At 59.8% G+C, this 26,512-nt stretch carries 26 protein-coding genes and 2 pseudogenes; 9 read left to right on the top strand and 19 right to left on the bottom strand.

The annotated features are described in order from the left end of the window. Positions 1 to 67 precede the first annotated feature (67 nt). Complete coding sequence (locus ACMYUN_RS02045; RefSeq protein WP_415762627.1) at positions 68 to 262, bottom strand: hypothetical protein; 195 nt, start codon at positions 260 to 262, stop codon at positions 68 to 70. A 280-nt stretch (positions 263 to 542) separates the two neighbouring features. Next, a complete protein-coding gene (locus ACMYUN_RS02040; protein WP_415762625.1) occupies positions 543 to 692 on the bottom strand; it encodes a hypothetical protein in 150 nt (49 codons plus the stop codon). 176 nt (positions 693 to 868) lie between these two features. Between ACMYUN_RS02040 and ACMYUN_RS02035 the strand changes: the two are divergent. From ACMYUN_RS02035 to ACMYUN_RS02020, 4 genes and pseudogenes are all read left to right on the top strand, one after another. Continuing rightward, positions 869 to 1,177 (top strand): annotated as a pseudogene (locus tag ACMYUN_RS02035) (mechanosensitive ion channel family protein); the annotation flags it as partial. A 952-nt stretch (positions 1,178 to 2,129) separates the two neighbouring features. Beyond that, positions 2,130 to 3,395 carry an OmpP1/FadL family transporter gene (locus tag ACMYUN_RS02030; protein ID WP_415762623.1) on the top strand — a complete coding sequence of 422 codons (1,266 nt, stop codon included), beginning with the start codon at positions 2,130 to 2,132 and terminating at the stop codon, positions 3,393 to 3,395. Positions 3,396 to 3,401: 6 nt separating this feature from the next. Beyond that, a pseudogene (locus ACMYUN_RS02025) lies at positions 3,402 to 3,743 on the top strand (transporter); the annotation flags it as partial. Between the two features lie 80 nt (positions 3,744 to 3,823). Then, the gene (locus ACMYUN_RS02020) at positions 3,824 to 3,952 is read left to right on the top strand and encodes a hypothetical protein (protein WP_268747866.1); all 129 of its coding nucleotides are present in this window, start codon (positions 3,824 to 3,826) and stop codon (positions 3,950 to 3,952) included. A 38-nt stretch (positions 3,953 to 3,990) separates the two neighbouring features. On the opposite strand, the gene ACMYUN_RS02015 is transcribed toward ACMYUN_RS02020, so the two are convergent. From ACMYUN_RS02015 to cyoA, 11 genes are all read right to left on the bottom strand, one after another. Further along, complete coding sequence (locus ACMYUN_RS02015) at positions 3,991 to 5,301, bottom strand: MFS transporter (protein ID WP_415762621.1); 1,311 nt, start codon at positions 5,299 to 5,301, stop codon at positions 3,991 to 3,993. A 190-nt stretch (positions 5,302 to 5,491) separates the two neighbouring features. Next, positions 5,492 to 5,641, bottom strand: coding sequence for a hypothetical protein (locus ACMYUN_RS02010; RefSeq protein WP_415762619.1), 150 nt, complete (start codon positions 5,639 to 5,641; stop codon positions 5,492 to 5,494). Between the two features lie 8 nt (positions 5,642 to 5,649). Then, positions 5,650 to 6,324: a polysaccharide lyase family 7 protein gene (locus ACMYUN_RS02005; protein ID WP_415762617.1), complete on the bottom strand. Its 675-nt coding sequence runs from the start codon at positions 6,322 to 6,324 to the stop codon at positions 5,650 to 5,652. 42 nt (positions 6,325 to 6,366) lie between these two features. After that, the gene (locus ACMYUN_RS02000; protein WP_415762616.1) at positions 6,367 to 7,533 is read right to left on the bottom strand and encodes an MFS transporter; all 1,167 of its coding nucleotides are present in this window, start codon (positions 7,531 to 7,533) and stop codon (positions 6,367 to 6,369) included. Positions 7,534 to 7,573: 40 nt separating this feature from the next. After that, the gene (locus tag ACMYUN_RS01995; RefSeq protein WP_039760278.1) at positions 7,574 to 7,816 is read right to left on the bottom strand and encodes a DUF2934 domain-containing protein; all 243 of its coding nucleotides are present in this window, start codon (positions 7,814 to 7,816) and stop codon (positions 7,574 to 7,576) included. Positions 7,817 to 7,872: 56 nt separating this feature from the next. Continuing rightward, positions 7,873 to 8,133 carry a metallothionein gene (locus tag ACMYUN_RS01990; RefSeq protein ID WP_080769387.1) on the bottom strand — a complete coding sequence of 87 codons (261 nt, stop codon included), beginning with the start codon at positions 8,131 to 8,133 and terminating at the stop codon, positions 7,873 to 7,875. Continuing rightward, entirely contained in the window at positions 8,126 to 9,151 is a 1,026-nt protein-coding gene (cyoE, locus tag ACMYUN_RS01985; RefSeq protein WP_415762615.1) for a heme o synthase, read from the bottom strand. Before cyoE ends, ACMYUN_RS01990 begins: the two co-directional genes overlap by 8 nt. Then, positions 9,109 to 9,447 carry a cytochrome o ubiquinol oxidase subunit IV gene (gene cyoD, locus ACMYUN_RS01980; RefSeq protein WP_016774550.1) on the bottom strand — a complete coding sequence of 113 codons (339 nt, stop codon included), beginning with the start codon at positions 9,445 to 9,447 and terminating at the stop codon, positions 9,109 to 9,111. The genes cyoE and cyoD overlap by 43 nt, the downstream gene beginning before the upstream one ends. 1 nt (position 9,448) lies before the next feature. Continuing rightward, positions 9,449 to 10,063, bottom strand: coding sequence for a cytochrome o ubiquinol oxidase subunit III (locus ACMYUN_RS01975; RefSeq protein ID WP_415762612.1), 615 nt, complete (start codon positions 10,061 to 10,063; stop codon positions 9,449 to 9,451). Positions 10,064 to 10,065: 2 nt separating this feature from the next. After that, positions 10,066 to 12,039 carry a cytochrome o ubiquinol oxidase subunit I gene (cyoB, locus tag ACMYUN_RS01970; protein ID WP_039760284.1) on the bottom strand — a complete coding sequence of 658 codons (1,974 nt, stop codon included), beginning with the start codon at positions 12,037 to 12,039 and terminating at the stop codon, positions 10,066 to 10,068. Between the two features lie 3 nt (positions 12,040 to 12,042). Beyond that, positions 12,043 to 12,972 (bottom strand): ubiquinol oxidase subunit II, encoded by a 930-nt coding sequence (gene cyoA, locus ACMYUN_RS01965; RefSeq protein WP_415762611.1) that lies wholly within the window; start codon positions 12,970 to 12,972, stop codon positions 12,043 to 12,045. 318 nt (positions 12,973 to 13,290) lie between these two features. Here cyoA and ACMYUN_RS01960 point away from each other — a divergent pair, with 318 nt between their 5' ends. Then, positions 13,291 to 13,605, top strand: coding sequence for a hypothetical protein (locus ACMYUN_RS01960; protein WP_129998615.1), 315 nt, complete (start codon positions 13,291 to 13,293; stop codon positions 13,603 to 13,605). A gap of 13 nt (positions 13,606 to 13,618) precedes the next feature. On the opposite strand, the gene galE (ACMYUN_RS01955) is transcribed toward ACMYUN_RS01960, so the two are convergent. Continuing rightward, positions 13,619 to 14,644, bottom strand: a complete 1,026-nt coding sequence (gene galE, locus ACMYUN_RS01955; RefSeq protein WP_415762610.1) for a UDP-glucose 4-epimerase GalE — start codon at positions 14,642 to 14,644, stop codon at positions 13,619 to 13,621. Positions 14,645 to 14,963: 319 nt separating this feature from the next. Between galE (ACMYUN_RS01955) and ACMYUN_RS01950 the strand changes: the two genes are divergently transcribed. From ACMYUN_RS01950 to ACMYUN_RS01935, 4 genes are read left to right on the top strand one after another with little or no spacing between them, the layout of a single operon-like run. After that, positions 14,964 to 16,133, top strand: coding sequence for a glycosyltransferase family 1 protein (locus tag ACMYUN_RS01950; protein ID WP_415762609.1), 1,170 nt, complete (start codon positions 14,964 to 14,966; stop codon positions 16,131 to 16,133). Further along, complete coding sequence (gene glf / locus ACMYUN_RS01945; RefSeq protein WP_415762608.1) at positions 16,121 to 17,293, top strand: UDP-galactopyranose mutase; 1,173 nt, start codon at positions 16,121 to 16,123, stop codon at positions 17,291 to 17,293. Before ACMYUN_RS01950 ends, glf begins: the two co-directional genes overlap by 13 nt. After that, on the top strand, positions 17,290 to 18,483 hold the full coding sequence (locus ACMYUN_RS01940; protein WP_415762607.1) for a beta-glucosidase: 1,194 nt from the start codon (positions 17,290 to 17,292) through the stop codon (positions 18,481 to 18,483). Before glf ends, ACMYUN_RS01940 begins: the two co-directional genes overlap by 4 nt. Continuing rightward, complete coding sequence (locus ACMYUN_RS01935; RefSeq protein WP_415762606.1) at positions 18,480 to 20,240, top strand: ABC transporter ATP-binding protein; 1,761 nt, start codon at positions 18,480 to 18,482, stop codon at positions 20,238 to 20,240. The genes ACMYUN_RS01940 and ACMYUN_RS01935 overlap by 4 nt, the downstream gene beginning before the upstream one ends. Before the next feature lie 8 nt (positions 20,241 to 20,248). Here the strand turns inward: ACMYUN_RS01935 and ACMYUN_RS01930 are convergent, their stop codons facing one another. The 5 genes from ACMYUN_RS01930 to ACMYUN_RS01910 are packed head-to-tail and all read right to left on the bottom strand — an operon-like array spanning position 20,249 to position 26,511. Continuing rightward, positions 20,249 to 21,727 carry a family 16 glycosylhydrolase gene (locus ACMYUN_RS01930; RefSeq protein ID WP_415762605.1) on the bottom strand — a complete coding sequence of 493 codons (1,479 nt, stop codon included), beginning with the start codon at positions 21,725 to 21,727 and terminating at the stop codon, positions 20,249 to 20,251. Positions 21,728 to 21,757: 30 nt separating this feature from the next. Beyond that, positions 21,758 to 22,813 (bottom strand): UDP-glucose 4-epimerase GalE, encoded by a 1,056-nt coding sequence (gene galE, locus ACMYUN_RS01925; RefSeq protein ID WP_415762604.1) that lies wholly within the window; start codon positions 22,811 to 22,813, stop codon positions 21,758 to 21,760. A 31-nt stretch (positions 22,814 to 22,844) separates the two neighbouring features. Next, positions 22,845 to 24,263: an oligosaccharide flippase family protein gene (locus tag ACMYUN_RS01920; protein WP_415762603.1), complete on the bottom strand. Its 1,419-nt coding sequence runs from the start codon at positions 24,261 to 24,263 to the stop codon at positions 22,845 to 22,847. 17 nt (positions 24,264 to 24,280) lie between these two features. Next, positions 24,281 to 25,210 carry a glycosyltransferase family 2 protein gene (locus ACMYUN_RS01915; RefSeq protein WP_415762602.1) on the bottom strand — a complete coding sequence of 310 codons (930 nt, stop codon included), beginning with the start codon at positions 25,208 to 25,210 and terminating at the stop codon, positions 24,281 to 24,283. Beyond that, positions 25,204 to 26,511, bottom strand: a complete 1,308-nt coding sequence (locus ACMYUN_RS01910) for an O-antigen ligase family protein (RefSeq protein ID WP_415762601.1) — start codon at positions 26,509 to 26,511, stop codon at positions 25,204 to 25,206. The genes ACMYUN_RS01915 and ACMYUN_RS01910 overlap by 7 nt, the downstream gene beginning before the upstream one ends. Between the last annotated feature and the right edge of the window lies 1 nt (position 26,512).

The raw sequence follows: 26,512 nt of genomic DNA, 5'->3' as shown, positions 1-26,512 counted from the left end.
GCTTTAGCGCTGACTGATCGTGTGCGTTCATATTTCTATCATTTGCTCGCCAACGGTGCGGTCTGTCTCAGCCATACATGTACAAAAGGGCGTCGATCAGCTCTAGCTCCTGCTGCGAGTACTGAACCTCGTTGTACCGCCTAATGTCCACGAGTACGCCCCTGATCGGAACCTGCCGCGAAGGATTCCGAACAATTTCGATCAGACGGTCGTACTCGGGATCTTTTCCCTTGAGGTATTTCTCGATCAGTTCTTTGAGCACTACGCGCGCTTCTAGATCGGTTAACACTGGTACTTCTCCAACCAATTGTGACTTCATCTGCTTTGATGGTAGTGATAGTACCCTGTGGAGGAACTGACAAACGCGCCTATCGGGTGGCGCGCCGGCTGCGAGTAGGTACGTTCTACGACGATTCTGAACGCAATGCGATAGCACAGATGGAGCTGTCTTTCAACGAAGTAGTATCGCTAGTCATGCCCTCTCGCAGCACTCGCTACTGCTTGGCTCCGCAAAGCACTCGGGTGAGCTATTTTCTTCACCTTCAAACGGTTTTAAGCCATGTCTCACAGGTATTTGCCTTCTCATCATCACTCATCGAGTGGGATATCTTTTTGTCTAGTTCTTGATATTTGTTTGGAGCGATTTCCTTGTAGAAAATTATCCATCCATCTCTTCCGTCTTGATCGATCATATATGACTCATCGTGCTTTCTTACCCGTAGCGACCAGGATGAAAAAAAATCCGGATGATCCGAGAATAATGTGACAATAAATCCGGTGCGTTTAGCGATTTCGTAGAGTAGAGCTTGATTCATTTTTTTGCCTATAAAAATTTATTGTTTTTCAAAGCTACCTTTGGATGCGCTAGGTGGAGGCGATGTTACTGGAGGCGGCGAAACGCACGCCGGGTGTGCTCGAAGATCCGCCAGCGCAGGTTTTCCAGACGGCACTTTCGGACTTTTACCCGGAATACCGACTGGTCGCTCAAGCGATCCCAAGCCAACCACGCCCACGCGCGGTGCTGCTGAGCATGCTGCACGCCAATATTCAGGATGTGTTCAACGAGTACGGCGTGCAGATCATGTCGCCGCATTATCTGGGCGATCCGCCGGACGAGAAGCGTGTGCCGCCGGAAAAGTGGTTCACCGCGCCTGCGCAAGCCCCCCGAGATCAGTGATAGCTGCCCAAGGGAGTTCACCCCATGCAGGATTTCATCCTCCACGCCTTGCGGACTGACCCGGAAATCGCAGTGTTCCTGGCGTCGGTGCGGCAATCAGGGAAACCGCGACCGGAGCGGTCAATCCAATGACGCTCGATGCTGCGGCAAAGGCGCGACTCAACAGTCATACGGCAATTGCTTACGCCATACCTGAATGCAGCCATGTTGCCATTTGTCTTGCCTGAAGAAAGCGCGTGAACCCATCTACATGCCTGACGGCGGACCTGCGGGTGGAACTGCCGGCGAAGTGCGCCTCATGCCTGCTTCGCAAGTTGTTACAACGGATGTCACCTGGTTGCCGCTCGTCGCGTCCTTGCGCCGTGGTGGCCGGGGCGCGCTGCAGATGTTGGGGCCATGGTTGCAGAAACCTTGACAAAATTCTGACCCGTACAAGTCGTTGAAAGCGTAAGAAGAAATAACTGGATAGTGGTGTCAGGCTCCGAAAAACCGGCACTTTGATATTTTTGAAACAATCAAAATATAGGCCTTGGTTCTCATTTTCATGGGAGCTTTCCTCCCGATAGAAGCATGTCTGTCGCTAGACGAATCATTGTTTCCAACTACCTTTGCTTGAACTTGTCATCAGCGCCTATGGGCTAGCACTTTCCGATCACAAGGAGCTTTAAGAGATGAGTCTCGATTCGATAGCCATGCAGATTTGGATAATTCTGCCCAAGTCATGAGGGCCAACGACATCAAAGCGGTTCTTGATGTATGAGCCAGGGACATGGTCACGTCCTACGAGCAATTGAAAACCAAATAGCTTGCTAAAAGGCCACGTTCGTATTTCGCAGCAGCAATATCGAGGTGGCCGCCAAACTTTCGCATCAACGGGCGATGCCGTGATGGGGTTGCCTGATGGTTTCGCAGGGGACGCGCAATGTATAGAGGCAGCAACTCTCATCGACTCATGACTCCAGTGGCTTTCGGATTTGCCACGCTGCTGTGTGGCAGCGCGTCAGCCGGGGGCATCCTGATTTACGAGGCGGGCCAGGAAGGCAATGGTCTTGCCAATGCCGGAGCCGCTGCGCTTGCAGCCGATCCGAGTGTACTGATGAGCAATCCAGCAGGGATCACTCAACTGAGCGGGACTCAAGTGAGCGCCAATGCCCAGGTGATTCTGGGAGATATGCGATTTTCTCGCGGCAGTGGCAATCAGTTCGGTGGCAATGAGGGTGGCAACGCATTGCAATACCTGCCCGGAGCCAGTTTTTTCGTCAGTCATCAAATTGACGAACGATCCGCTGTTGGATTCGGCATGTATGGCAACTTTGGTTTGGCACTGGATTACGACGACGATTGGGCTGGTCGCTATTTCAACCAGGAGGCAGCCATTATCGGAGTGTCGTTCCAGCCGACCTTCGCGCATAAGGTTACCGATGACCTCTCCATAGGCATCGGACCACGCATCATGTATGCCTACTATCGAAATGAAACGGCGATCAACAACAACCTGCTGGGGCTGCGCGATAGCCCCGACGGTCAACTTGAATTCAAGGATACCGACACAGGGGTGGGCCTGAATCTCGGCTTGCTCTACCGGCTGAATGAAAGCACGCAAATAGGCTTGGCCTACACCAGCAAGATCGACTTGGAGTTCAAGGACAGTCCGACGGTGCGCAAAGTTGATAATCCGATCATCAATGCTGCACTTCGACGGTTGGATGTTGATTCCCTGGAGCTCGATATGTCGGTGCCGCAAACCGTGCTGCTGAGTGTCGCGCATGATCTGGATTCCAGATGGAAGCTGCTCGGCAGTCTCGGTTGGCAAGACTGGAGTGAGTTTGGTGACATCGGCGTAGAGGTTGATGCCAGTGCTGCCGAAGTGTCCCGCACAGCCGATCGAAACTATAAAGACACCTGGCACGCATCCCTGGGCGCGCAATATCAGGTCAACCCGCGCGTACGTTGGAGCTTTGGCCTGGGCTATGACAGCTCTGCGGTCAATGACCGTGACCGAACCGTCGATAATCCCATGGGAGAGGCTTGGCGTGTGGCTACCGGGTTGAATTATCAAGTCGACGAAAGCCTGGACGTACATGCCGCCTATACCCTTGTATGGCTGGGAGACATGGAGGTCGATCAAACCAAGTCGCGTTCAGGGGACACGCTATCAGGCACTTACCGCAACGCTGCGCTGCACATAATCGGCGCAGGCGCGACCTGGCGCTTTTGACGTGAGCCATACATCGTCTGCAAGAACGGGCTGCTCATATCCCACACGATTCTGCCGGCCATCGATCGGCACGGTCTCGCGGCGTTGGTGATATCACTCAAAGCTTGTTCTTTTCACCCAGACAACCGACTGAAGTTGGCTGAATACTCGGTGCCGGCCTGGCGATCCTGATCCCAAAATGGCTGGACCCATGGCATCTTGGCGAATCACCTCTGGGAGCTGGATGGAAGCCCGCCGGCTGACAGGGACAAGGTCAACCAGACGTTCCTGCAACCGTTCCTCTCCTATACCAACAGCACGCTGACGACCTGGGGCGTGAATACCGAGTCGACCTATTACTGGCAATCGTCATGGCGAGGCAATGGTCCGAGTCCGGAACTGCCAGCCCTCGCCGATGCCGAAATAACAACGACAACGAGGGCAGTGCCATGACTGACGAAAAAACCGAACTACCAGAAGAAGAACCGGATCAATCAACCCCGGCGCATTCCACTGAAGAAGAGCGCGAGCGCTTGAAGGACTTCAACAAGGACGGCATCCCGCCGGGCAGTTGCTGATCCACACGGAGTCAGGCGTCCTTCCGACGTCTGACTCTTCAGTTGCCCGCGGTACTGGTCTCAGCCTGCGCCACCAACTCCCCGCTGATCGCATCGACCATGGCCGGATGTTCCTCAGCGGCCACGCGCAAGTCCTCGGTAACCCGCAACTCCGCACCCGTCGGCGAAAAGGTCGCGGCGGCGGTGAACGGTGCGGGGTTGGCCGGCACCGGGCGTTTGCCGCGGCGCCAGAAGAAAAAGCTGACCATGCTCAGGTTGACCACTGCGAATACCCAGAACAGGCCGTTGGCGCCGAACGAGTTCATCACCGGCGAAATCATCATCGGGCTGATGGCCGAGCCCAGTGAATTGATCAGCAGCAAGCCCTGGATCATCGGCACCAGCGCTTCGGCGGGCGCGCGGTCGGCTGCGTGGCTGACGGCAACCGGATACAGCGCGAAGACGCCGCCACCGAGCAGAAACAGCATCGCGGCGAGCATTGTCGAGGACAGCGGCACAAGCACAATCACCAGTGACAAAAGTGTGCACGCCACCGTCAGCAGGGTCAGTACCTGCAAGCGATCGGTGCGGTCGGACCAGCGTCCGACCGGATATTGCAGCAGCATCGCGCCGAGGATCGTCCAGGCCATCATGCTGCCGACTTCACCGACGTCCAGCCCGCTGCGTTGCAGATACAGCGGCAACAAGGTGTAGATTGCGGCGATGGTCACCCCCGAGCCGAAACAGCCGACCAGCCCGGTCGGCGTCACGCCCAGCAGCTGCCGAGGCTTGAGCGGCTCGACCTGATCGAGTAGCGGCGACACTCGCGGCAGGATCACGATGGGCAGCACCGACAACGCAGCGAGCATGCCGGCGACCATGAACGGCGCGCTGTCGCTCATGCCGGTGATGGTCCCCAGCGTGGCCTGGCCCAAAACACCAGCGCCATAAAGGACGATCATGTACAGCGCGAGCAAGCGCCCGCGAATCTTTTCGTCACCCGCCAAGAGCAGCCAGCTCTCGATTACCAGAAACACACCGACCGTGGCCCAGCCGTTGATCAGGCGCAGGACCAGCCAGCCCCAAGTGTCATAGAACAGACCCTGCAACAGGATCGTCACGGCGATCAGCGAGGCGAAGCTGCCGTAGGCACGAATGTGGCCGATGCGCAGAATCAGCCGGTCATTGAACACTGCGCCTAGCGTCAGCCCCATGAAATACGCCGATGAAACAACCCCGATCATCGTCGCCGAGGCGCCGGCGGCGTCCAGGCGAAGCGTGGTCAGGGAGGAAAGAAAACCATTGCCCAGAGCAATAATGAACAGCCCGAGCAGGGGCGCCAGCGCCATGGCCAGCAAACGCGGAGACATAAAAACCTCAAGAAATCGAACAGCGCAACGTGCGCCTCTGCGCGTGCGGTTGCCAGGCTGGGACAGGTGTTGTGCAAGTGTCTGCCGATCGGGCAGGGTGGTGGCATCGGCCGTACGTCAATGAGGCATGGCCAGTCTAGGATAGGCTTGTCTATGACCAGACCGGACCTCTGCAAGAGCGCGCGGGATTCTAAGGCTTGCGCAGGATTTGCCAATAGCCGAAGGCTGCGACGTTAGGACGCAGGCTGTTTTGAGGTTCCAATGGAGGCTGGAAACCAATCATCGGGCTGAGCTCCGAAAAAGGGCCATGCATGCGAAAACTACGCAGGCCCTTGTTCATTTCAGCCCCTAGGTATGCGAAATCAACAAATCACTGATGATGCAGATCGAGCCATCCTCAGGCGGCGTGGCTTCGGTGTAGTCGATCTGGTTGTAGACCCCGCCATGGAAGTTGAACACCTGCGAATTCCACGAGGCATCCAGCTGCAAGTCACCCGATGTGCCGATGTTGCCGTTGTAGTCGACGGTGACTCGAGCCACGCCGGCAGAGTTCGCTCGAATGGTCACCTTGAACTTCGCACCCAGCGGCACGCCTTTGAGCACCGTGGTGTTGATCGGAGTGGTCTGATTGAAGCTCTGGCGGAAGCCCATGGTGATGTTGCCTTTTTGCCAGAACACCTTGATGGCCGGGCTGTCGTCGTTTTTCACATGCATTTGCGAGATCACCACTTTCTGCGCTGAGTTGACCTTGGTCACGGTCATCTCCTGATAGTTGAGGTGGTCAGCGGCGCTGGCCAGCGACCAGTAGGTCGCTTCCTTCCATTCGCAGCGGGTGCGGTGAGTGCTCTTGCTCGAGGCGCCTTTGGTGGGGGCGGACAGTTGCAGTGATCCGTCCGGCAGGATCGTGACGATACTGGGGAATTGCGCGATCGCCTGGGCTCCGTTGAGCTCCAGTGCCACCGAATTGGTCGCCGAGACGGGAACCGGAGTGGAGAGGGTGAGATTGCTGATGTTTACGGCCATGGTTTCTACTCCTGACGATAAAAATCATTGGCGCTCCAAGCCTCAGGCCATTCCTGATCCGCACATTTGCCTGCGCGGATTTTCACCACCTCGGGGGCTCAGGAGCATGGCGACGCAGGCGGCCGCCGCAAAAACACACAGGGCAACGGTCACACCTGTCGCCTCCAGCACTGCTCCGAAAATCGGTGTGCCGGCGGTCTGACCGAGTGCCAACACCAGAAACGGGATGCCCAATCCCAAGTCCGGGCGATCCGGGAACAAGCGGATGCCTTGCAACAGATAAACCCCTGAAGAAACGATGTAGGCCGCGCCAAACAGGCTCATCGCGGCGAGGCCGTAAATGGCAGAAGCGCCAGTGGCGACAAGCCCCAGCGTGCCGGCCGCGATCCCTGCGAGCGCCAAATGCTGCATGCGTGCGACACCAAAGCGGTCTGTAAGCACACCGGTTGCGCAACCACTGATGCCCGCGGCGCCCAACACGATCCAGGCCCAGGCAATCGACTGATTGGAAAATCCAGCCTCGCTGCGCAGAATGTCGGCACCGAATGTCCAGATCGCCGTGCTCGCCAACCCCATCAGAAAGGCACTGACGCACAGCGGCAGTACGCCCGGCCGACGCAACATTGGCAGAGAAAAATTCTGCGCGACGTCATGTACCTCCCGGCGCGGTACCGCAAACCAGAGCCACACCGTTACGCCGACGCCGATCAAGGCGAACAGCGCATAGAGCTGGCGCCATTGTCCTGCAGCCACTATCGCTGCCACGCCGGAAAAGACAATCCCGGCCGCCGTCCCGGCATTGATGAAACCATTGGCTCGCGGTCGATCCGCATCATCAAGACGCGCCGCCACTGCGCTGGCCAATGGCGGCGAGGTCAGACCGGTGCTCAATCCCGCCAGCGCCACGCCGCAGCCCAACGCCAGTCCGGACGACGCGAGCACCATCAAGCCCATCCCGAGCGCCGCCGCCGCGCCGGCCATGACCGTCAACCCGCGTGGGCTGACTTTGCCACTGCACACAAACGTCGCGACGATGCCCACGCAATACGCCGCAAACGCGCTGCCGCCGATCCATCCGGCAGCGGACACACTCAAGGCCAGATCCTGACGAATCTGCGGCAGCAGCAGTCCATAGGCGAAGCGTGCCAGACCGTAGGACAACGCCGTCAGCGCGAACGCCGCCAGCACCAGATTGATGCCGCGCTTCACGAGCCCATTCCTCCCGCCAGCACGCGGCTTTGAAGATCGATCATTTGGCAGCAGACGTGGTTTTCTTGCGCGTTCTGGTTGCAGGAGCAGCGCTGGCTGCCTTGGCCTTTTTCCGTGGTGCCGGCGGCGCTACGCTGCTGGCGACCGAACCCGGCAAGCCATCGGAATCGAACGCATCCAATTCGGCGCGCGCCTGCAACCAGTGCTCGAAATCATTACCGTGCGGCCGACCTTGTTCTTCCCAAAGCCTGTAGGCGATTTTGCGGATGGTTTCCTCGTCCATTTCGTTGTCTCCTGCTGATGTAAAAAAGTGCCTCGAAGGCGAGCACTCGTGCCGGATCAAGGTGAAATCGGATCGCTGGCGGGGAAGGTTTCTTCAACCGCTTGATCCAGTTTCGAGTCACTCACATTGCGCTCATCGGCCCCAAGGTTCTGCTCGCAATGGCAAGCCGAAGAGGGGCAGGGTTGGCCCTTTGGGTGCAGATCCGCGCAGGCCTGACTGCAAAACTGCTTGCCGTCGCGCTCGAAAGTTTGCTCGCCGCTGCACTTGCAGGTGCAGCCCGGGCAGGCGCAAGCGGATGTTGAAGGATCGTTAGCCATGGGTTTCCTCCAGATAGTCTGTAAACGCGGTCGTTACCGATTCTGATAACCCGCGCCGTACCTGCGTTTGATGATTTTCCTCCACGCCCGATGAGCGGTAGAGCGCAGAGGGCGAGGGCAGTACGGCGTTCAACGCCAGGGAAAGATTCAGCGCCAGAATCAGCAGGATCGATACGCTGAAGATGCGCCGCGCCCAGACTTTCGCATTGGCATTGCGCACCGGTCGCAACGTCAGATAAAACCAGTAGCCGCCCAGCCCGAGCACCACCAGCGGATAGGAAATATTGATAGCCGCTACCCAGCCCAATATCGCTGCGCTGATCAGGAAGGCGACCATGTAGAGATTGATTTCGCGTCGGGCCTGGCTGAGGGTCAAGGTCGGTAACCCGGCGGCGCGAAAGTCTTCGTGGCGCATGACAGTGATCGCGTGGGAGTGGGGCATCTGCCAGCAGCAAAACACCACGATCAGCATCAGCGCCGTGGCATCGAAGCTGCCGGTGACCGCGCAATAACCGACCACCGGCGGCATGGCTCCGGACAAGCTGCCGACCAGCGTGCCCCAGTGCGAACGGCGTTTCATCAGGCAGGTATAGACGCCCGCATAAACCATCAGACCGACTGCCGCCATGGCGCAGGCCAAGGCTGTTGTGCCGACCCACAACAAGCCGAAGCCGATCACACCCAGCACCGCCGCGTAGCAAAACGCACTGGGCAACGACACAGCGCGAACCGCCAAGGCCCGATGACAGGTGCGCACCATGCGCCGATCGATGTCGCGGTCGACGCAGTTGTTGATCACGCAACCGCAAGCAATGACCAGCGCGGTGCCGAGCAGGGCGGCCAATAAATGCGCCAGGGACACAGGGCGGCCACTGGCGGCAAGCAGATAGCCGCCGAACACCGAAGCCAGGTTGCCGACGATGATGCCGGGCTTGGTCAGTTCCAGCCCGACATGCAGCGACAGCCGCCATTGCTTCAGTGCGCCAGCATGTTGTGGTGAATGCTGTCCATGATCCATAGCGAAAGCCCAACCAGCAGAAGAATGATCACCACCGAGAAGATCAGCGCTCTGAGGTTCCAGCGTTGCTCCTTGGCGGTGTCCAGATGCAGGAAATATTTCAGGTGGGCGAAGACCTGCACTACGCCAAGTGCGACCACCACCCAAGCGGTGACGCTGCGTGGCAACGTCGGGTACATGACCAAACCAAAGGGAATCACCGTCAGAATCACCGAAATGATGAAACCGACCATGTATGAACGACTGGTGCCATGGCTGGTGCCGGCACTGCTATGAATCGGGCTCTGGTTATACATGTCACACCACCCCCAGCAGATAAACCACGGTAAATACGCAGATCCACACCACATCGAGGAAATGCCAGAACAGACTCAGGCAACTCAAGCGCGTGGTGTTGGTATTGGTCAGGCCACGGCTGCGCACTTGCAGCATCAACACCGCCATCCACACCAGCCCGCTGAGCACGTGCGCGCCATGGGTGCCGACGAGGGTGAAGAACGCGGTGAGGAAACCGCTGCGATCCGGCCCGTAACCTTCTGCGATCAGATGATGGAATTCATTGATCTCCATGGCGATGAAGCCGCAACCCAGCACGAAGGTGACGCCGAGCCAGCGCAGCACGTGGGCTTTGTCATTGCGGTTCATCGCCAGCATGGCGTAGCCGTAGGTGATGCTGCTCAACAGCAGCAAAGCGGTTTCGACAAGGACGTAGGGCAATTCGAAAATGTCGACGGTCGAGGGCCCGCCAGCGACGCTGTCTCGCAGTACGGCATAGCCTGCGAACAGCGTCGCAAAGAGGATGCAGTCGGTCATCAGGTAGATCCAGAAACCGAAAATGCGCATCGAGCCCGCGTCTTCATGGCCATGTTCATGGCTGTGCGCGATGTCTTTATCCAGAACGATATTGGACATGTTCAAGCCTCCGCCAAGTCTTTGAGACGCGCTTTTTCAATCCGCGCCACTTCCTGCGCCGGGACGAAATAATCGATGTCTTCGTCGTAGCTGCGCACGATCATTGCCACCACCGAAGCGACCAGGCCGAAGATCGCCAGCCACCAGATATGCCACACCAGGGCGAAGCTGCAGATCAGCGCGAAGACACTGATCACCAGGCCGGCGGAGGTGTTGCGCGGCATGTGAATGGCGCGATAGTCGGTGTGACTGAGGGTGCTGACGCCGCGCTCCTTCATGCCCCAGTAGGCGTCGAGGTCGTTGACTTTCGGTTGCTCGGCGAAGTTGTAGAACGGTGGCGGCGAGGCCGTGGCCCATTCCAGCGTACGGCCGTCCCACGGGTCGCCGGTGAGGTCGCGCAGTTTCGCGCGGTTGCGGATGCTCACGTAGAGCTGCAGCGCCTGCGCGGACACACCGCAGAGAATAATGCCGACGCCAAACAGTTCCAGCAGCAGCCACGGTTGCCAGGCCGGGTTGTCGAAATGGTTGAGGCGCCGGGTCATGCCCATGAAACCGAGCACGTAAGACGGCATGAACGCGAAGTAGAAACCCACCAGCCAGCACCAGAATGCGATGCGCCCGAGGCGGTCGTTGAGGCGGAAACCGAAGGCTTTCGGGAACCAGTAGGTCAGCCCGGCCATGTAGCCGAACACTGCGCCACCGATGATCACATTATGGAAGTGCGCGATCAGAAACAGGCTGTTGTGCAACAGGAAGTCGGCACCGGGCACCGCCAGCAGCACGCCGGTCATGCCACCGATACTGAACGTGACGATAAAGCCCAGCGTCCACAGCATCGGCGTTTCGAAGCGCACGCGGCCGCGATACATGGTGAACAGCCAGGTGAAGATTTTCACCCCGGTCGGCACTGCAATGATCATTGTCATGATGCCGAAGAACGCGTTGACGTTGGCCCCCGCGCCCATGGTGAAGAAGTGGTGCAGCCAGACGATGAACGACAGGATCGTGATCGCAATCGTCGCCCACACCAGCGAGACATAGCCGAACAGGCGCTTGCTGCTGAAGGTCGCGGCGATCTCCGAGAAAATCCCGAACGCTGGCAGGATGAGGATGTACACCTCCGGATGCCCCCAGGCCCAGATGAGGTTGACGTACATCATCGGATTGCCGCCGGCCTCGTTGGTGAAGAAGTGCATGCCCAGATAACGATCGAGGGTCAGCATCAGCAGGGTCGCGGTCAGAATCGGGAACGCAGCGAGAATCAGGATCGAGGTGCACAGTGCGTTCCAGGTGAACACCGGCATCTTGAACAGAGTCATGCCTTCGGTGCGCATCTTCAGAATGGTCACGAAGAAGTTGACCCCGGTTAACAGCGTCCCTATGCCGGATATCTGTAATGACCAGATGTAGTAATCCACCCCGACGCCGGGGCTGTAGCCAAGTTCGGACAGGGGCGGGTAGGCGACCCAGCCGGTGCGGGCAAATTCACCGACGCCCAGGGAAATATTCACCAGCGCCGCGCCAACCACGAACAGCCAGAAGCTCAGCGCGTTGAGGAATGGATAGGCGACATCGCGGGCGCCGATCTGCAGCGGCACGACGATATTCATCAGGCCGACCACGAACGGCATGGCCATGAAGAAAATCATGATCACACCGTGGGCAGTGAAGATCTGGTCGTAGTGTTCCGGCGGCAGATAACCCGGCCCACCACTGGATGCCATGGCCTGCTGGGTGCGCATCATGATCGCGTCGGAGAAACCGCGCAGCAGCATCACCAGCGCGACGATGATGTACATGCAGCCGATCTTCTTGTGGTCGACCGAAGTGAACCACTCGCGCCACAGGTAGCCCCATTTGCGCTTCCAGGTGACGGTACCGACCAGGGCAAAACCCATCAGGCCGACGATAGCCAGGGTGTACATGACAATCGGCTCGTGCAATGGAACCGCGTCCCATGAAAGTTTCCCGAACATGATTTAACGCTCCTCGGCCAGCAGACTCGGTTGTTGATTGACGCGCACATCGTCGCTGTTGCGTTGCACTTGGGTTTGCTTCTTGCGTGGTGCTTTGTTCATCCCTTCATACTTATCGACGATGTCGAGAAACAGTCGCTCCTGCACAGCCGAGTAATAAGTGATCTTGTGCGCCACTGAAGGCTTGGCCAACTCGGCATAACTGGCTTGATCAAGTTGCCCGGGCGCCGCTTTGACTTTGTTGACCCAGGCTTCGTAATCCGCGCCGCTGAGTGCCAGGGTGCTGAAGTGCATGTCGGAGAAACCGTGGCCGTTATAGTTCGCGGCAATCCCGCGGTACTGACCGATTTCATTGGCGATCAAGTGCAACTTGGTCTGCATGCCGGCCATGGCATATATCTGCCCACCGAGTGCAGGAATAAAGAATGAAGTCATGGCAGCGTCAGAAGTGACGGTGAAACTTACCGGCGTATTCACCGGTATCGCCAGTTCATTGACCGAGGCAATGCCCAGATCGGGGTAAATGAACAGCCATTTCCAGTCCGTTGCCACTACCTGCACATTAAGGTGCGGCACCTCGGAATCCAGCGGGCGGTAGGGATCGAGTGCATGGGTGGTTTCCCAGGTCACCCAGCCGAGTACGCAAATAATCAGGAACGGCACGCCCCAGACCACCGCTTCGATCTTGTGCGAACTGGCCCAGCGCGGCGAATAACGCGCCTTCTTGTTGGTTGCGCGGTAGCGATAGGCGAACAGGAAGGTCATGACGATGACCGGGATCACTACCAACAGCATCAGGCCCGTGGCGAGGATGATCAGGTCGCGTTCATCTCGGGCAACATCGCCCTTGGGGTTGAACACCACCAGGTTGCAACCGGCGAGCAGAACGCTGGTAGCGAGATAGACCAGGCAATAGCTGAGTATTCGCTTCATACATCCCCCTGTTTCTTTATCGATCCCTGTTTGTTCAGGCAACAGTTCGTCATGGACAGAAAACACTGTTTCTGTACCGGCTTATCACCTACGGCTGAATAACGAGTTGTATCTGCGCTCGCCTGGGCCTCGAACTTTTTGAATAAGCATTCCGGCGTTGGTTTTACAGAATGTTACCCAAGCTGACGAACGGTTGAACTAGCGAAACGGCAAGCGGGAGCGGGCGGGCTATGCTGAACATGCCTCTCGGTAAACGCGGTGTTTTTGCGTGAGAGGACAATTCATTTGAAATGAGCGAGTTGAGTCCAGGAGTACGACATGTTCATACGCGGTGAGATCTACAACAAATGGAAGGCGACGGAAAAGGCTGAGAAGTGCCATACCGAAGAAGTGGAAAACGGCTGCCATATCGAAGTGCGGGCACGGGAGGCCAATGATGGCGACGTGGAAATGTTCATCAGCGTTTACACCGCAACCGGCGAATGCGCTTACGAACGCATCAGGAAATTGCCCGGCATCGAATGGGAAGTCGAAGACGCGCTCAAGCGTGGCATCGATCAGGCAGAACGAATCGCCGGCGGTGAGTCCGGGCGATTGTCCTGTGCCGACGCGCACGGCCACGATAATGAGTGACCGTGCGCAACGTTCAATTGGCCTGGCGAACGTCATCCTGCCCGAGCTGATTGCACTGCCAGCGCCAGGCATCGGCGAGCATGCGCTGCAGTGAGCGGCTCGCCTGCCAGCCCAGTTCTTCGCTAGCCTTTTGCGGATCCGCCCAGCAACGCGCAATGTCGCCCGGGCGCCGCGCTTCAATACTCAATGGGATCTTGATCCCGGTGACCTGTTCGAAGGCGCTGATCACCTCCAGCACCGAATAGCCGCGACCGGTGCCGAGGTTCCAGATGCTCACACCATGGCGATCGCGCAAGGCGTCGAGCGCGCAGACGTGCCCGAGCGCAAGGTCGACGACGTGCAGGTAATCGCGAATGCCGGTGCCGTCCGGGGTCGGGTAATCGTTGCCGAACACTGACAGCTGCGCCCGCTGGCCACTGGCGACTTGCAACAGGTAGGGCAACAGATTGTTCGGCGTGCTGGTGGGTGCCTCACCGAGCAGGCCGGAAGGGTGCGCACCGATCGGGTTGAAATAGCGCAGCAAACCGATCGACCAGCGCGGGTCGGAACTGGCGACGCTCTTCATGATGTTTTCCGACATCAGTTTCGACATCCCGTAAGGGTTGGTCGGCTGGCCGGTGGCACAGGCTTCATTGATCGGCAGGGTAGCGCAGTCGCCGTAAACGGTCGCCGAAGAGCTGAATACCAGATGGAATACACCGGCCTGGGCCATGGCTTGGCACAGCGTCAGGCTGCCGCCGACATTGGTGTCGAAGTAGCGCAGGGGTTCACGCACGCTTTCGCCGACCGCTTTCAACCCGGCGCAATGCACCACGGCATCAATTGGATAATCGTGCAGAAGATTGTCGAGCAGTCGTCGATTGCGTACATCGCCCTGGATGAACTCCGGTCGTTTGCCTGCCAGCGTACTGATGCGCTCGATTGCGGCGCGCTGGCTGTTGCACAAATTATCGAGGATCACCACATCCTCGCCGTTGCCCAGCCATTGCAATGCGACATGCGCACCAATGTATCCCGTCCCACCCGTAATCAAGATCATGCGCCCGCCCTCACCAGTGACGCCATCGGCCGATGGCTTTGTGCATGGTTTCGAGGCGCCTGTGCGGCGGCAAAAACCATGTTGTCCTGGACGGTAGGGGATGGATTGTCCGGCGAGTTCAACCTTGTTTGCCAGCCGGTATGTGCAGTTCATCGGCTGCGTTCAAGGTTGGGCTGAACGTCGCGTGAACACCGCGATTCCAACCTTCAAGAGCCTTACGGCCTCATCGAGAAATGCCCTGCACTTGCAGTGTCGACAAGTGTGACGGCCCGGTGGCTCGGCACTGAGTCGTCTTTTATTCCTTGATGAGGATCTGGCCATGAACCTTGCAGAACAAACCGAGGCGCTCGCACGGGCGAGCGCGCAAAGCGCAGTTGAGGCATCGCTGCAGGTGCGCCCAACGTTGGTGTGCCTGTCGCATCTGCGCTGGGGCTTCGTCTATCAGCGGCCGCAGCACGTCATGTCGCGATTGGCCAAACACTACGACGTGGTGTTTTTCGAAGAGCCGGTATTTGTCGAAGACGCTATGCCCGGACTCGAGCTTTCGAATCCGGCGGCGGGAATAGAAGTGGCGGTGCCGCAATTGCCGATCGGCATGAGTGGCGAGGCGATCGAGCAGGCGCAGAGACAATTGCTCGATGAGCACCTCGCCGGACGCGTTCAGGGCGATCTTTTGCTGTGGTATTTCACGCCGATGAGCCTGCTCTTTACCGAGCACCTCGACGCTCGGGTCACCGTCTACGACTGCATGGATGAACTGTCCGCCTTCATGGGCGCACCGGCGCGATTGATCGACCTGGAAAAGCAACTGCTCGCTCGGGCTGACGTGGTGTTTACCGGCGGCTTCAGTTTGTGGGAGGTCAAGCAGCGCCAGCACGGCAATGCCTATCCGGTACCGAGCAGCGTCGACATCGCGCATTTTGCGGCGGCGCGCCAGGCATTGCCGGAACCGCCGGACCAGGCATCGATAGCCAGGCCACGCCTGGGCTTTTTCGGCGTGATCGATGAACGCTTCGACATCGAATTGATTGACCGCATGGCGGCTATGCGTCCCGACTGGCAGATCGTGCTGATCGGGCCGGTGGTGAAGATCGACCCGCGAACCCTGCCGCAACGGCCGAACATTCATTATCTCGGTGGCAAGCAATATGCCGAGCTGCCGGACTACCTCGCTGGCTGGGACGTGGCACTGATGCCGTTTGCCCTCAACGCCTCCACGCGTTACATCAGCCCGACCAAGACTCCGGAATATCTGGCGGGCGGTTGCCCGGTGGTGTCGACGCCAATTCACGATGTGATCAGTGGCTACGGCGAGAGCGGTGCGGTGTTCATCGCCGACACTGCCGAGGCCTTCGTCGAGGCGATCGAAAAAGCTTTGCCACTCAAAGGCACCATCGAATTTCTGCAGCGCGCCGATGCCGCGATCGCCGGCATGTCGTGGGACAACACCAGCCGCTTCATGCAGGAGCAGATCGAATGCCTACGATAAGCCTTGAGCGCGCAAAGTCCGGCCAATTCTACGATTACCTGATCGTCGGTGCCGGGTTTGCCGGCAGTGTCATCGCCGAGCGTCTGGCCGAAGGATTGGGACGCCGAGTGTTGCTGATTGACCGGCGCCCGCATATCGCCGGCAATGCCTACGACCATTACGATGAGGCCGGGGTGCTGGTGCATCGTTATGGCCCGCATATTTTCCACACCAACGCGCAACGGATCGTCGACTACCTGTCACGCTTCACGGAATGGCGGCCCTACGAGCACCGCGTGCTGGCGCAGGTCGAAGGCAAGCTGGTGCCGATCCCGATCAATCTGACCACGCTGAATTCGCTCTACGGCCTATCGATGTCCTCAGCGGAAGCCGAAGTGTTCCTCGCCGAACGCGCCGAACCGGTGGCGACCATTCGCACTTCCGAAGACGTCGTGGTCAATCAGATCGGTCGCGAGCTCTACGAGAAATTTTTCCGCGGCTATACGCGCAAGCAATGGGGGCTGGATCCGTCGGCACTGGATAAATCGGTGACTTCGCGTATCCCGACGCGGACCAGCGAAGACGACCGCTATTTCGGTGACACTTTCCAGATCATGCCCACGGGCGGCTACACGCAAATGTTCGAACGCATGCTCGATCATCCGAACATCGATCTGTTGCTCAGTACCGATTTCAAGGCGGTGCGCGACGAGGTGCAGTACGCGCATTTGATCTACTGCGGCCCGATCGACGAGTACTTCGATTTCCAGTTGGGCCACTTGCCGTACCGGTCGCTGCGCTTCGAGCACCAGACCCTCGAGCAGGAACACTACCAACCGGTGGCGGTGGTGAATTATCCGCACCCGGATGTGCCCTATACGCGCATCACTGAATACAAACACCTGACCGGACAAACGCACCCGCGCACCAGCATCACCTATGAGTTTCCCTGTGACGACGGCGACCCGTATTACCCGGTGCCGCGCGCCGAAAACGCTGAGCTGTACAAACGCTACCGAGCGCTCGCCGAGCAGACACCGAACGTGACGTTTCTCGGCCGACTGGGCACCTACAAGTACTACAACATGGATCAGGTGGTGGGGCAGGCGCTGGCCTTGTATCGAGATATCCAGGCGGCGCAGGCAGAGGCCACGGCTGCAACCGAGATCGATGCTTCATGACCGCGCAGCCGAAAGGCGACGAGCCCGGCGCAGATGCGTCTTCGATCTTCAGCAGCTTCGTCATGGCCGGTTTCGAATGTTCCAGCCAGCGCCGCCAGGACGGTCGGCGCCTCGATCTGCTGACCGACACCGGGCATGCGCGCTGGGTCGACAAGGACTACCAGCGACTAAGCGGATTGAACATACGCTGCGCCCGCGACGGCCTGCGCTGGCACCTGATCGAACGCAGCCCCGGGCGCTATGACTGGAGCAGTTTTCTGCCGATGCTCAAAGCCGCGCAAGCGCAGCGGGTGCAAGTAGTCTGGGACTTGTGCCATTACGGCTACCCGGATGATCTGGATATCTGGCGCCCGGCGTTCGTCGAGCGCTTCGCCCGTTTCGCCGCTGCTGCAGCAAAACTGATGATGAACGAAGGCGTAAGCGTGCCGTTCTACTCGCCGATCAACGAGATTTCCTTCTGGAGTTGGGCGGGAGGCGAGGTGGCGTATTTCAATCCGAACGCACGCGGGCGCGCGCAGGAACTCAAACATCAACTGGTGCGGGCGAGCATTGCTGCGATCGAAGCGATTCGCGAGCAGTCGCCGAATGCGCGATTTGTACAGTGCGATCCGTTGATCCATGTGATCGCCGGTTCCCGGCGCAGTGACGATATCGAAGCCGCTGAGGCCTATCGGCTGTCGCAATTTCAGGCGTGGGATCTGCTCACCGGGCGCGAATGGCCGGGTCTGGGTGGGCAGGAGCATTACCTGGATATCGTCGGCGCGAATTTTTATGCGCATAACCAGTGGTATTTCCACGGCCGACGGATCCTTCGTGGCGAGCGCGACTTCCGGCCGTTGTCGGGCATGCTCAAGGAACTGCACCAGCGTTATCAGCGGCCCGTGCTGATCGCCGAAACCGGTGCCGAAGATGAGGAACGCCTGCCGTGGCTGGCTTACATCGTCGAGCAGACGCTGGTGGCGCTCGAACGCGGTGTGCCGGTGCAGGGCATTTGCTGGTACCCGTTTCTCGATTATCCGGGTTGGGACAACGGCCGGTATTGCCCTACAGGTGTGTTTGGCTATCCCGATGGCGAGGGCGAGCGCGCGGCGTTTCACCCGTTGCACGTCGAGCTGGCGCAGGTGCCCGAACGGATTGCCGCGTGTCTGCGCCGGGTCAATGGCCGGCGCATTGAGGGGCAGGGGAGATGAACTTCCAGCGCAGGCGCGATGAACCGTTGCCGGCGTCAGCCGCCGCGTTTCTATGGCGCTACATAAGCATCCGCCCGGCGCACTTCGTCGCCATGGTCGCACTGGTGACCGGCGCGGCGTGCTGTGCGGTGGTGGTGCAATACGGCATGAAACTGCTGGTGGATGCCATGGCTGCCGGCTCGGCGGCGGAACAGGTGTGGCACGCGTTCGGCCTGTTCATGGCGTTGATCGTGATGGAAAACCTGCTGTGGCGCCTCGGCGGCTGGGTCGGTTGCCACACCATCGTCGGCAGTTGCGCCGATCTGCGCGTGGACCTGTTCCATCACCTGACTGGCCACCCGATGCGTTATTTCCGCCGACATTTCTCCGGTTCTCTGGCCAATCGCGTCTCGGCAATCGGCGCTGCTGCCGACAAGGTCTATGGCGGGCTGACCTGGCGCATCGTGCCGCCGTGTGTGGACTTCATCGGCGCCGTGGCTTTGCTGTTGTCGGTGCATGGGGCGATGGCGCTGGCGCTGGTCGGTTGCGTGATAGTCGTCGCCGCGCTGATTACGCTATTCGGCGTTCGCGGTCGCAGCCGCCACATCGCGTTCGCGTCGCAGTCGGCGCGGGTCGGTGGCGAGATTGTCGATCTGGTCTCCAACGTGTGGACGATCAAGGCCTTCTCCGGCCGCGAACGCGAGCGCCTGCGACTCGAGCGCGAGATCGGCATCGAGGCCGACTCCCACCGCAGCAGCTGGATGTACATGGAAAAGGCCCGCGTGCTGCACGACATCTGCCTGACCGTGATGGCCGGCGGCATGCTCGGCTGGGCGATTCTGCTCTGGCGTGCGGGGCAAGTCACGGCGGGGGACGTGGTGATGGTCAGCGCGTTGACCTTCCGCATCCTGCACGGATCGCGCGAACTGGCGCTGGCGCTGGTGGAAACCAGCCAGCAGATGGGTGTCATCAGCGAAACCCTGGGCATCGTCGCCCAGCCCCACGAGCTCAGCGACGCCCTGGAGGAACTGGCGCCGACGCGCGGGCACATCAAAATGCTCGACGTCAGTTACGCCTACCCGGACGGGCGCAAGGTCTTCGAGCATTTCTTTCTCGATATCCCGGCCGGGCAAAGCGTCGGCATTGCCGGCTCCTCGGGCTCGGGTAAATCGACCTTGCTCGGCCTGCTGCAACGTCTGGATGACGTGCGCAGCGGGGTGATCCTGATCGACGACCGCGACATCCGCTCGGTCAGCCAGGACAGTCTGCGTCGGCAGATCGCCGTGGTGCCGCAGGATCCGGCGCTGTTCAATCGCAGCATTCTGGAAAACATCGGCTACGGCCAGCCGCACGCTACCGAGCAGCAGATCATCGAGGCGGCGCGCCAGGCGTTTTGCGATGACTTCATCCAGGCGTTGCCGCAGGGTTATCACACACTGGTGGGTGAACGGGGAGTGACGTTGTCCGGCGGGCAACGCCAGCGTCTGGGCTTGGCGCGAGCGTTTTTGAAAGACGCACCGATCCTGATTCTCGACGAGGCGACGTCGGCACTGGATTCCGATTCCGAAGCGATCATCCAGCGTGCGCTGAGCAATCTCATGCGCGGCCGCACGGTACTCGCAGTGGCCCACCGACTCTCGACCATCGCCAACTTCGATCGGGTGCTGGTGCTGGAGGACGGCGAGATTGTGCAGGACGGCACTCCCGAAGACCTGCGCGAGAGCCAGGGACGGTTCCGCACGCTGTGGCAGATGCAGGCGATGGTGCACAACCGTTGAACGCGCTGCTATTGCGCTGAGCGCGTCCAGACCCTGACATAGTCGATGCGAAACACCGACGGCAGGTCAGCATCGTCGACCACGCCGAACCAGTCCCACATCGCTTCACTGTCGAAGACGATTTGCATGGGGAAGTGCCAGTAGCTGTTCTTTGCTTCCCGGACGAGGACGCCGTCGACGTACCAGCGCAAGGTCTCGGGTTGCCAGTCAAAGCCGTAAACATGAAAAGTATTGGCCAGCCGCCACGGTGCGATCCAGGTACTGCCGGAACTCAGGTGTTGATCATTCTGCGGTCTGGCCCAGACATGCGCATTCATGTTGTAGCGACGATCAAACGCTTCGTTGCGGGTCTTGCCACCGATTTCAAAAATGTCGATTTCCGTGGCATTGTCCGGCAGCCCGGTCCAGGCCAGCCAGAAGGCACTGGAGCCGGCGGAATTCATCGGTTTCGCCCGCGCTTCGTAATAGCCGTAAAGCCCCCGTTCGTTGGTGCGGACCATCGCCGAGCTGTAATCCTTGTAGCCAAGCGCTACGTATTTTTCCGGGAGGGTCTGCTTGCGGAAGGTGATGTTCAGGTTGCCGCTGCCGACCTTGGCGTTCTCCGGCAGAAACAGCGCCGGTTTGCGCCCGAGGGAATCGGTGCCGGTGGCGTTGTTGACGTGCCAGCGTTCGGCATCGAGGGTGCTGCCGTTGAACTCATCGGACAGGCGCGTATCGAGCTTCCAGCCGCCGGCATTGCCCTGATCCGACAACGGCAGATCGGGCGTAACGGGTGTCGGAGTCGGGCCTAGCGGGCCAACCCGGGTCCAGCCATCGGCCTGTTGGGGAACGCTGACCGCCCATTTCTGCGCCAGATAATCGAACACATTGCGACGTTCGTCCTGGTTGCTGAATGGGCGGTCATACACCAGCACTTCGGCGATGTCGCCACGCAGGATTTCCGAGGTGCCCACCACGTTGCGCGCCACCGCGAACGGGCCGATCGGCACGTCACTGGTTTCCAGCAATGCCAGTGCCGGCTCGTACGCGCTGGTCTGCTGCACGCTGATGCCGAAATTCGGCGCGACGTTATCGTTATCCGCCAGTTGCGGCCGCGAGCTGAACAGGCGCTGCCAGGCCTTGCCGCCGGCCTGCTCGGGCAAGCGCCTCGAGACGACGAAGACTGTCACCGGCCCCTTGCTGGTGCGAATCGCCTGACCCATGAACGCCGCCGTGCCGCTGAAACGCACCACACCGTGGCCGTTGAGCGCGTTATCGACGTGCGTCGGTAAAGTCGTCGCCGCGCGGTTGTCGACGGTGACGTCGTTGCCCTTGCCGGATTTATCCAGCCAGCGCACGACCTGATTTTGCCCCTCCAGAGTCATCGAGGCGGGATCATTGCCGTCGAGCCACAGCACCAGTCCTTCAGTGACCGGTCCTGGAATGTTGGCGTTGGCGCCAGCGCTCAGCAGCAGCAAAACCAACAGCAAGCAGCGTGATCTGTTCATGAGTCGTCCCTAACTTGGATTGCGCCGTTACTACGTGCCTACCGCCAGCAACGGCGTCGGTTGCGGGCGATAGCCCCATGGGTTGTGGGTCTGCCAGCGCCAGCTGTCGACAAGCATTTGCGTCAGCTCGCGCTGTGCTCGCCAGCCCAGCTCGCGCCCGGCCTTGCTCGCATCGGCGCGGCACTCGGCGACATCACCGGCGCGGCGCGGCGCGAAGCGGTAGGGAATGCGCAGGCCGGTGACGTCCTCGAAGGCGCTGATGATCTGCAACACGCTATAGCCGCTGCCGGTGCCGAGATTCCACACGTGCAGGCCATGTTCATCGCCCTGCAAAACATGCAGCGCCTTGAGATGACCTTCAGCCAGATCCAGCACATGGATGTAATCGCGAACGCAGGTGCCATCGACGGTCGGATAGTCGTTGCCATAGACGGTCAACGCAGCGCGCTGGCCGCTGGCGACTTCGCTCAGGCACGGCAGCAGGTTGTTCGGCCGACCGTTGGGCGCTTCGCCGATCAGCCCGCTCTCGTGTGCGCCGATCGGATTGAAGTAGCGCAGCACAGCGATGTTCCAGCGCGAATCGGCGAGGGCGAGGTCGCTGAGCAGTTCTTCGATGACCAGCTTCGAGCGCCCGTACGGATTGGCCGGTTTGCCGGTGCCGTGCGATTCCACGATCGGCATCACGCTCGGCTCGCCATAGACGGTGGCCGAGGAACTGAACACCAGATTGAACACGTGGGCGCGGGCCATCGCCTGACACAGGTTCAGGGTGCCAACGACATTGTTGGCGTAGTAATCCAGCGGCCGGCGCACGCTCTGCGCAACGGCTTTGAGGCCGGCGAAATGCAGCACTGCATCAATCGCGTAGGTGCTGAAAATCTCGTCCAGCAGCGCCGCGTCGCGGATATCGCCCTCGATGAAATCGATGTTTGAGTGACTCAACAGCTCCAGCCGTGCGACTGCTTCGCGGCTGCTGTTGCATAGATTGTCGAGGATCAGAACCGAGTGTCCAGACTCGATCAATTGCAGTGCCGTGTGCGAACCGATGTAGCCGGCACCGCCCGTGATCAACGTGGTTTTGCGCATGACGACGTGCTCCATTGCGAGGAAATCCGGCTCAGCGGGCGGTGAACACCAACTTGAATTCTTGCGGCCAGCGCGGGTGCAGCAGGCTGTAGGCCAAGGCGTAGGTCAGCGCGCCGATGGCGATGTCACCGGCCAGGTGGGCGTAGCCGGACAGGCCGGTTTGCCGCGACGTCCACGTCACCACGGCGACCATCACCAGCGAGGCGAACAGGCTGCGGTAGCTGGACTGAAAGAAGCAGCGCCATTGATAGCCGATGGCAGCGTGCAGGCCGCGCACCTGCAGCGGCGTGATCAGCAGCATGCGCAGCAGCAATGCCAGCGCCGCCGCCATGCCGCCGTAGCTCGCGCCGAGCTGATAGACCAGCGCCAGCGCGAGCAGGGTGGTGGCGACTTCCGCCTTGAGGGTCAAGTGCGTGCGATTGACCGCCACCAGCGCGGTGGTCGCGTAAAGCGCCAGATTGCCCAGCGCTGCCGTGCAGGCCAGCACTTGCAGCAAGGGAATCGCTTCGGCCCATTTCGCACCGAAGATCAGCAGGATGATGTCTTCGGCGGTCAGGGCGATGCCGAAGAACAGCGGTGTCAGCACGAAGCCGCTGATCGCCGTGGAATCGCCAATCACCCCGATCAGCCGCGCCGGTTCGGCACTGCGCCGAGCGAACACCGGCAGGGCGTAGCTCATCAAGCCGTTGTAGATCGCCGAGCGGGGCAAGTCGATGATGCGCATGGCGAGGTTGAACATGCCCACCGCATGCGCCCCGGCAGTCAGGCCGAGAATCAGATTGACGCCACGTTGCAGGGTTTGCGAACTCATCACGTTGACGCAGACCGGGAGGCCGGCGCGCAGCAGTTCGCCCAGCACCTGACGGTCGATAAGAAAGGGAATGCGCCGACGCTCGCTGCGCATCAGTACCAGTGTGGAGATGCCGTCCATGATCAACGCCTGAGCGACCACCGCCCACGGGCCGAAACCCAGCAACGCCACGGCCACGCCGCCAACCCCGCCAGCGACTTTGCCGAGCAGCGTGCGCGAGGCCAGCAGCTTGAAATTGCCGGACCGGCGCATCTGCGCCACGTACACTCGCGCCGTCAGGGTGAAGAGGATTTTCACCGACGCCACGGCAGTCATCCAGCGCAGCGCGGTGGACGGCGTATACAGCACCACCGCCAGCGAAATCAGCGCAATCGACAGCAGACTGACCAGCACGGCAAACCAGAACACGCTGCTGATGTGTTTGTCCTCGACACGTTGCAGGCGCACCAGCGGGTCTTCGAGCATCGACGAGAACAGAATGCCGATCACTTCGACCACGGCGATGATCAGCGTGCCAATGCCCAGCTCTGTCGGCGTCAGCAAATGCGCGTAGACGACAAAGGTGATCATCGACAGGAAAATCAGGCCGAACTTCTCGGTGAAAATCCATACGAGGGTCATCAGGCGACGGTTGGCCATGGCGCGATCCCTGAAATTCAGCGGCTATTGCCCAGGCTTTTCAAGCAGGCGTAGAGGTAGCGCAGGGTCGGTTTGCCCTGGAAGAAAAACAGCGTTTGCCACGAATGCCCGAGCATCTGCCGGAACACTTCGATAACCCGTCGATGATCGCCGCGCCGGGAAAACGCATTGAGAAATTCGGCGTGGTTGGCGAGGACGAAGTAGATCCGCTGCTGTTTGTTCAGCCGGGTGCTGTAACGCGCCAGGTACAGCTGAATGAAGCGCAGTTTGTGCGGGTAATACTTGTGCGGTTGCGCGGTGATATTGGCGGCGTTGACGGCGCGCCAGTGCAGGATCTGCGGCACGCTGTGGATCTCGCTGATTTCGGCGATGCGCGTCCACAGCAGGCGATCCTCGGCAAAGCGCAGGCTCTGATCGAAGCCGCCAATGGCGACGATGATCTCGCGCACGGCGAGCACGCCGGAGGTGCCGTTGATGATGTTCTCGCGCATGAAATCGGCAAAGTGCTCGCCGTGTTTGCAGCGATCCTCCAACTGCCGTTTGCCGTCACTGAATTCGCTCATCTGAAAGCAATCGATCAAACCGACTTTGCGTCCCTGTCGGGTCAACTCCGCGTGCAGCGCCAGTTGTTTTTGCAGTTTTTCCGGATGCCAGCGGTCATCGGCATCGAGGAAGGCGATAAAGGTTTCTTCGGCACTGAACACGCCGCGATTGCGCGCACTCGCCGGGCCTTGATTGGGCTGCGGCAACAGCACGATGGGGAAAGGCGCGGCGTAGTGCTTGACGATCTCTGGTCCGGCATCGCTGGAGCCGTCATCGACGACAATGACTTTGTCCGGCAGGCGAGTCTGTGCAGACACCGAATCCAGTGTGCGCTGAATGCTGGCGGCGGCGTTGTACAGCGGAATCACCACACATACGGTGACGGCCGAGGGATCATTCAGCATGGGCGTTGCTCCCGGAAAGTGGTGCGCATAGGCCGAGGTTTAACGACTGGAAGCGGCTGGGTACGGGTGACGAGGTGATGGCGGAAGGTCAGGCTGAGCACGCAGAAAATCAGAAACTCGCCCGAGCGATAGTTGGGGATCACGTAGGCGACGTAATTGGTCACCACAAACAGGCCGATGACCACCAGCGCACACGCCTGATAGCGCGCCGACTGATCTGCAGTGATTGCCCGGTAGCGCTTGCTCAGGGTCTGGGCAAACATCAGCAGCAGCGCGATCAACTGAATCAAGCCGCCATTGAGCAGGGTTTCGACGTAGCCGCTGTGCGCATTGCCGATGTAGCCCCAGCGCGTAATGAACGCATCGGCATCGGCACTGGCCCAGAACGCACCGAAGCCATAGCCCTTGAGAAATTGCGCATCGATCAGCGGCTGCAACAGCTCCCAGATCAGCGTGCGGTCGGTCAGCGACGGGTCACGGCCCACCAGTTCCAGCAGCATCGCGTAGTTGGCGTAGAGCACGCCACACAGGAGGAAGAACACCAGCGTCGCCGCCATGAACGCCAACAGTGAGCGGTTGATGCGCAAGCGGATCAGGGTGATGAAGTACGCGTAACTGGCGGTTCCGGCGACGATCAAGGCAATCGCCGTGGCCGACTGCGCCAGGCCGATGGCGATCAGCGCGAACAGGCCGTAGAGCATGGCCATTGGGTTGCGCTGGCGGATCATCGGCAGCAGCAACAGGATCGCAATGGCGTTAAGGCGTGCGCCGGCATTCTTTTCTGCAAACACCCCGCGAAACGCACCATCGCGAATGCCTCCGGAAATGAAGGCGATGTCGGGGCGAATCAGGGCGAAGATCAACCCGACCAACGCCGCCGCGCCGATCACACAGCCGAACAGAAACGCAATGCGTTCCAGGCTGTAGCGCCAGGCAATGAAACCGGCGAAGAACACCACGCTGAGCAGCGCGACGAAACGCTTGAGGCTGAGCATCGGCTCGCTCGACCAACTGATCGAGGCCGCCACGCAGCCGAGAAACAGCAGCAGAAACAGGTTCTGCCGGTAGAAGCTCTTGCTGAGGAACACCTTGTGCCGGATGAAGAAAAACAGCGGCACCAGCAAGGTCAGCAAGCCGCAGACCTGATTGGCCAGATTGCCTTCCAGGTCCTGCTGGGCATCGTCCAGCGTGCTCACATTACCCAGGCGCAGAAAGAAGCCGATCACTTGCGTATAAAACAGCACACCGAACAGGGTGAAGGCGTCGGCCAGCGTCGAATAACGCACTTGCAAACGGTTCATC

Source organism: Pseudomonas sp. CP4 (assembly GCF_047758505.1).
GTDB classification, from domain to species: Bacteria; Pseudomonadota; Gammaproteobacteria; order Pseudomonadales; family Pseudomonadaceae; genus Aquipseudomonas; species Aquipseudomonas fluorescens_AO.
The sequence above is the reverse complement of the archived record's forward strand: the minus strand, read 5'-3'. Positions and strand labels throughout refer to the sequence as shown.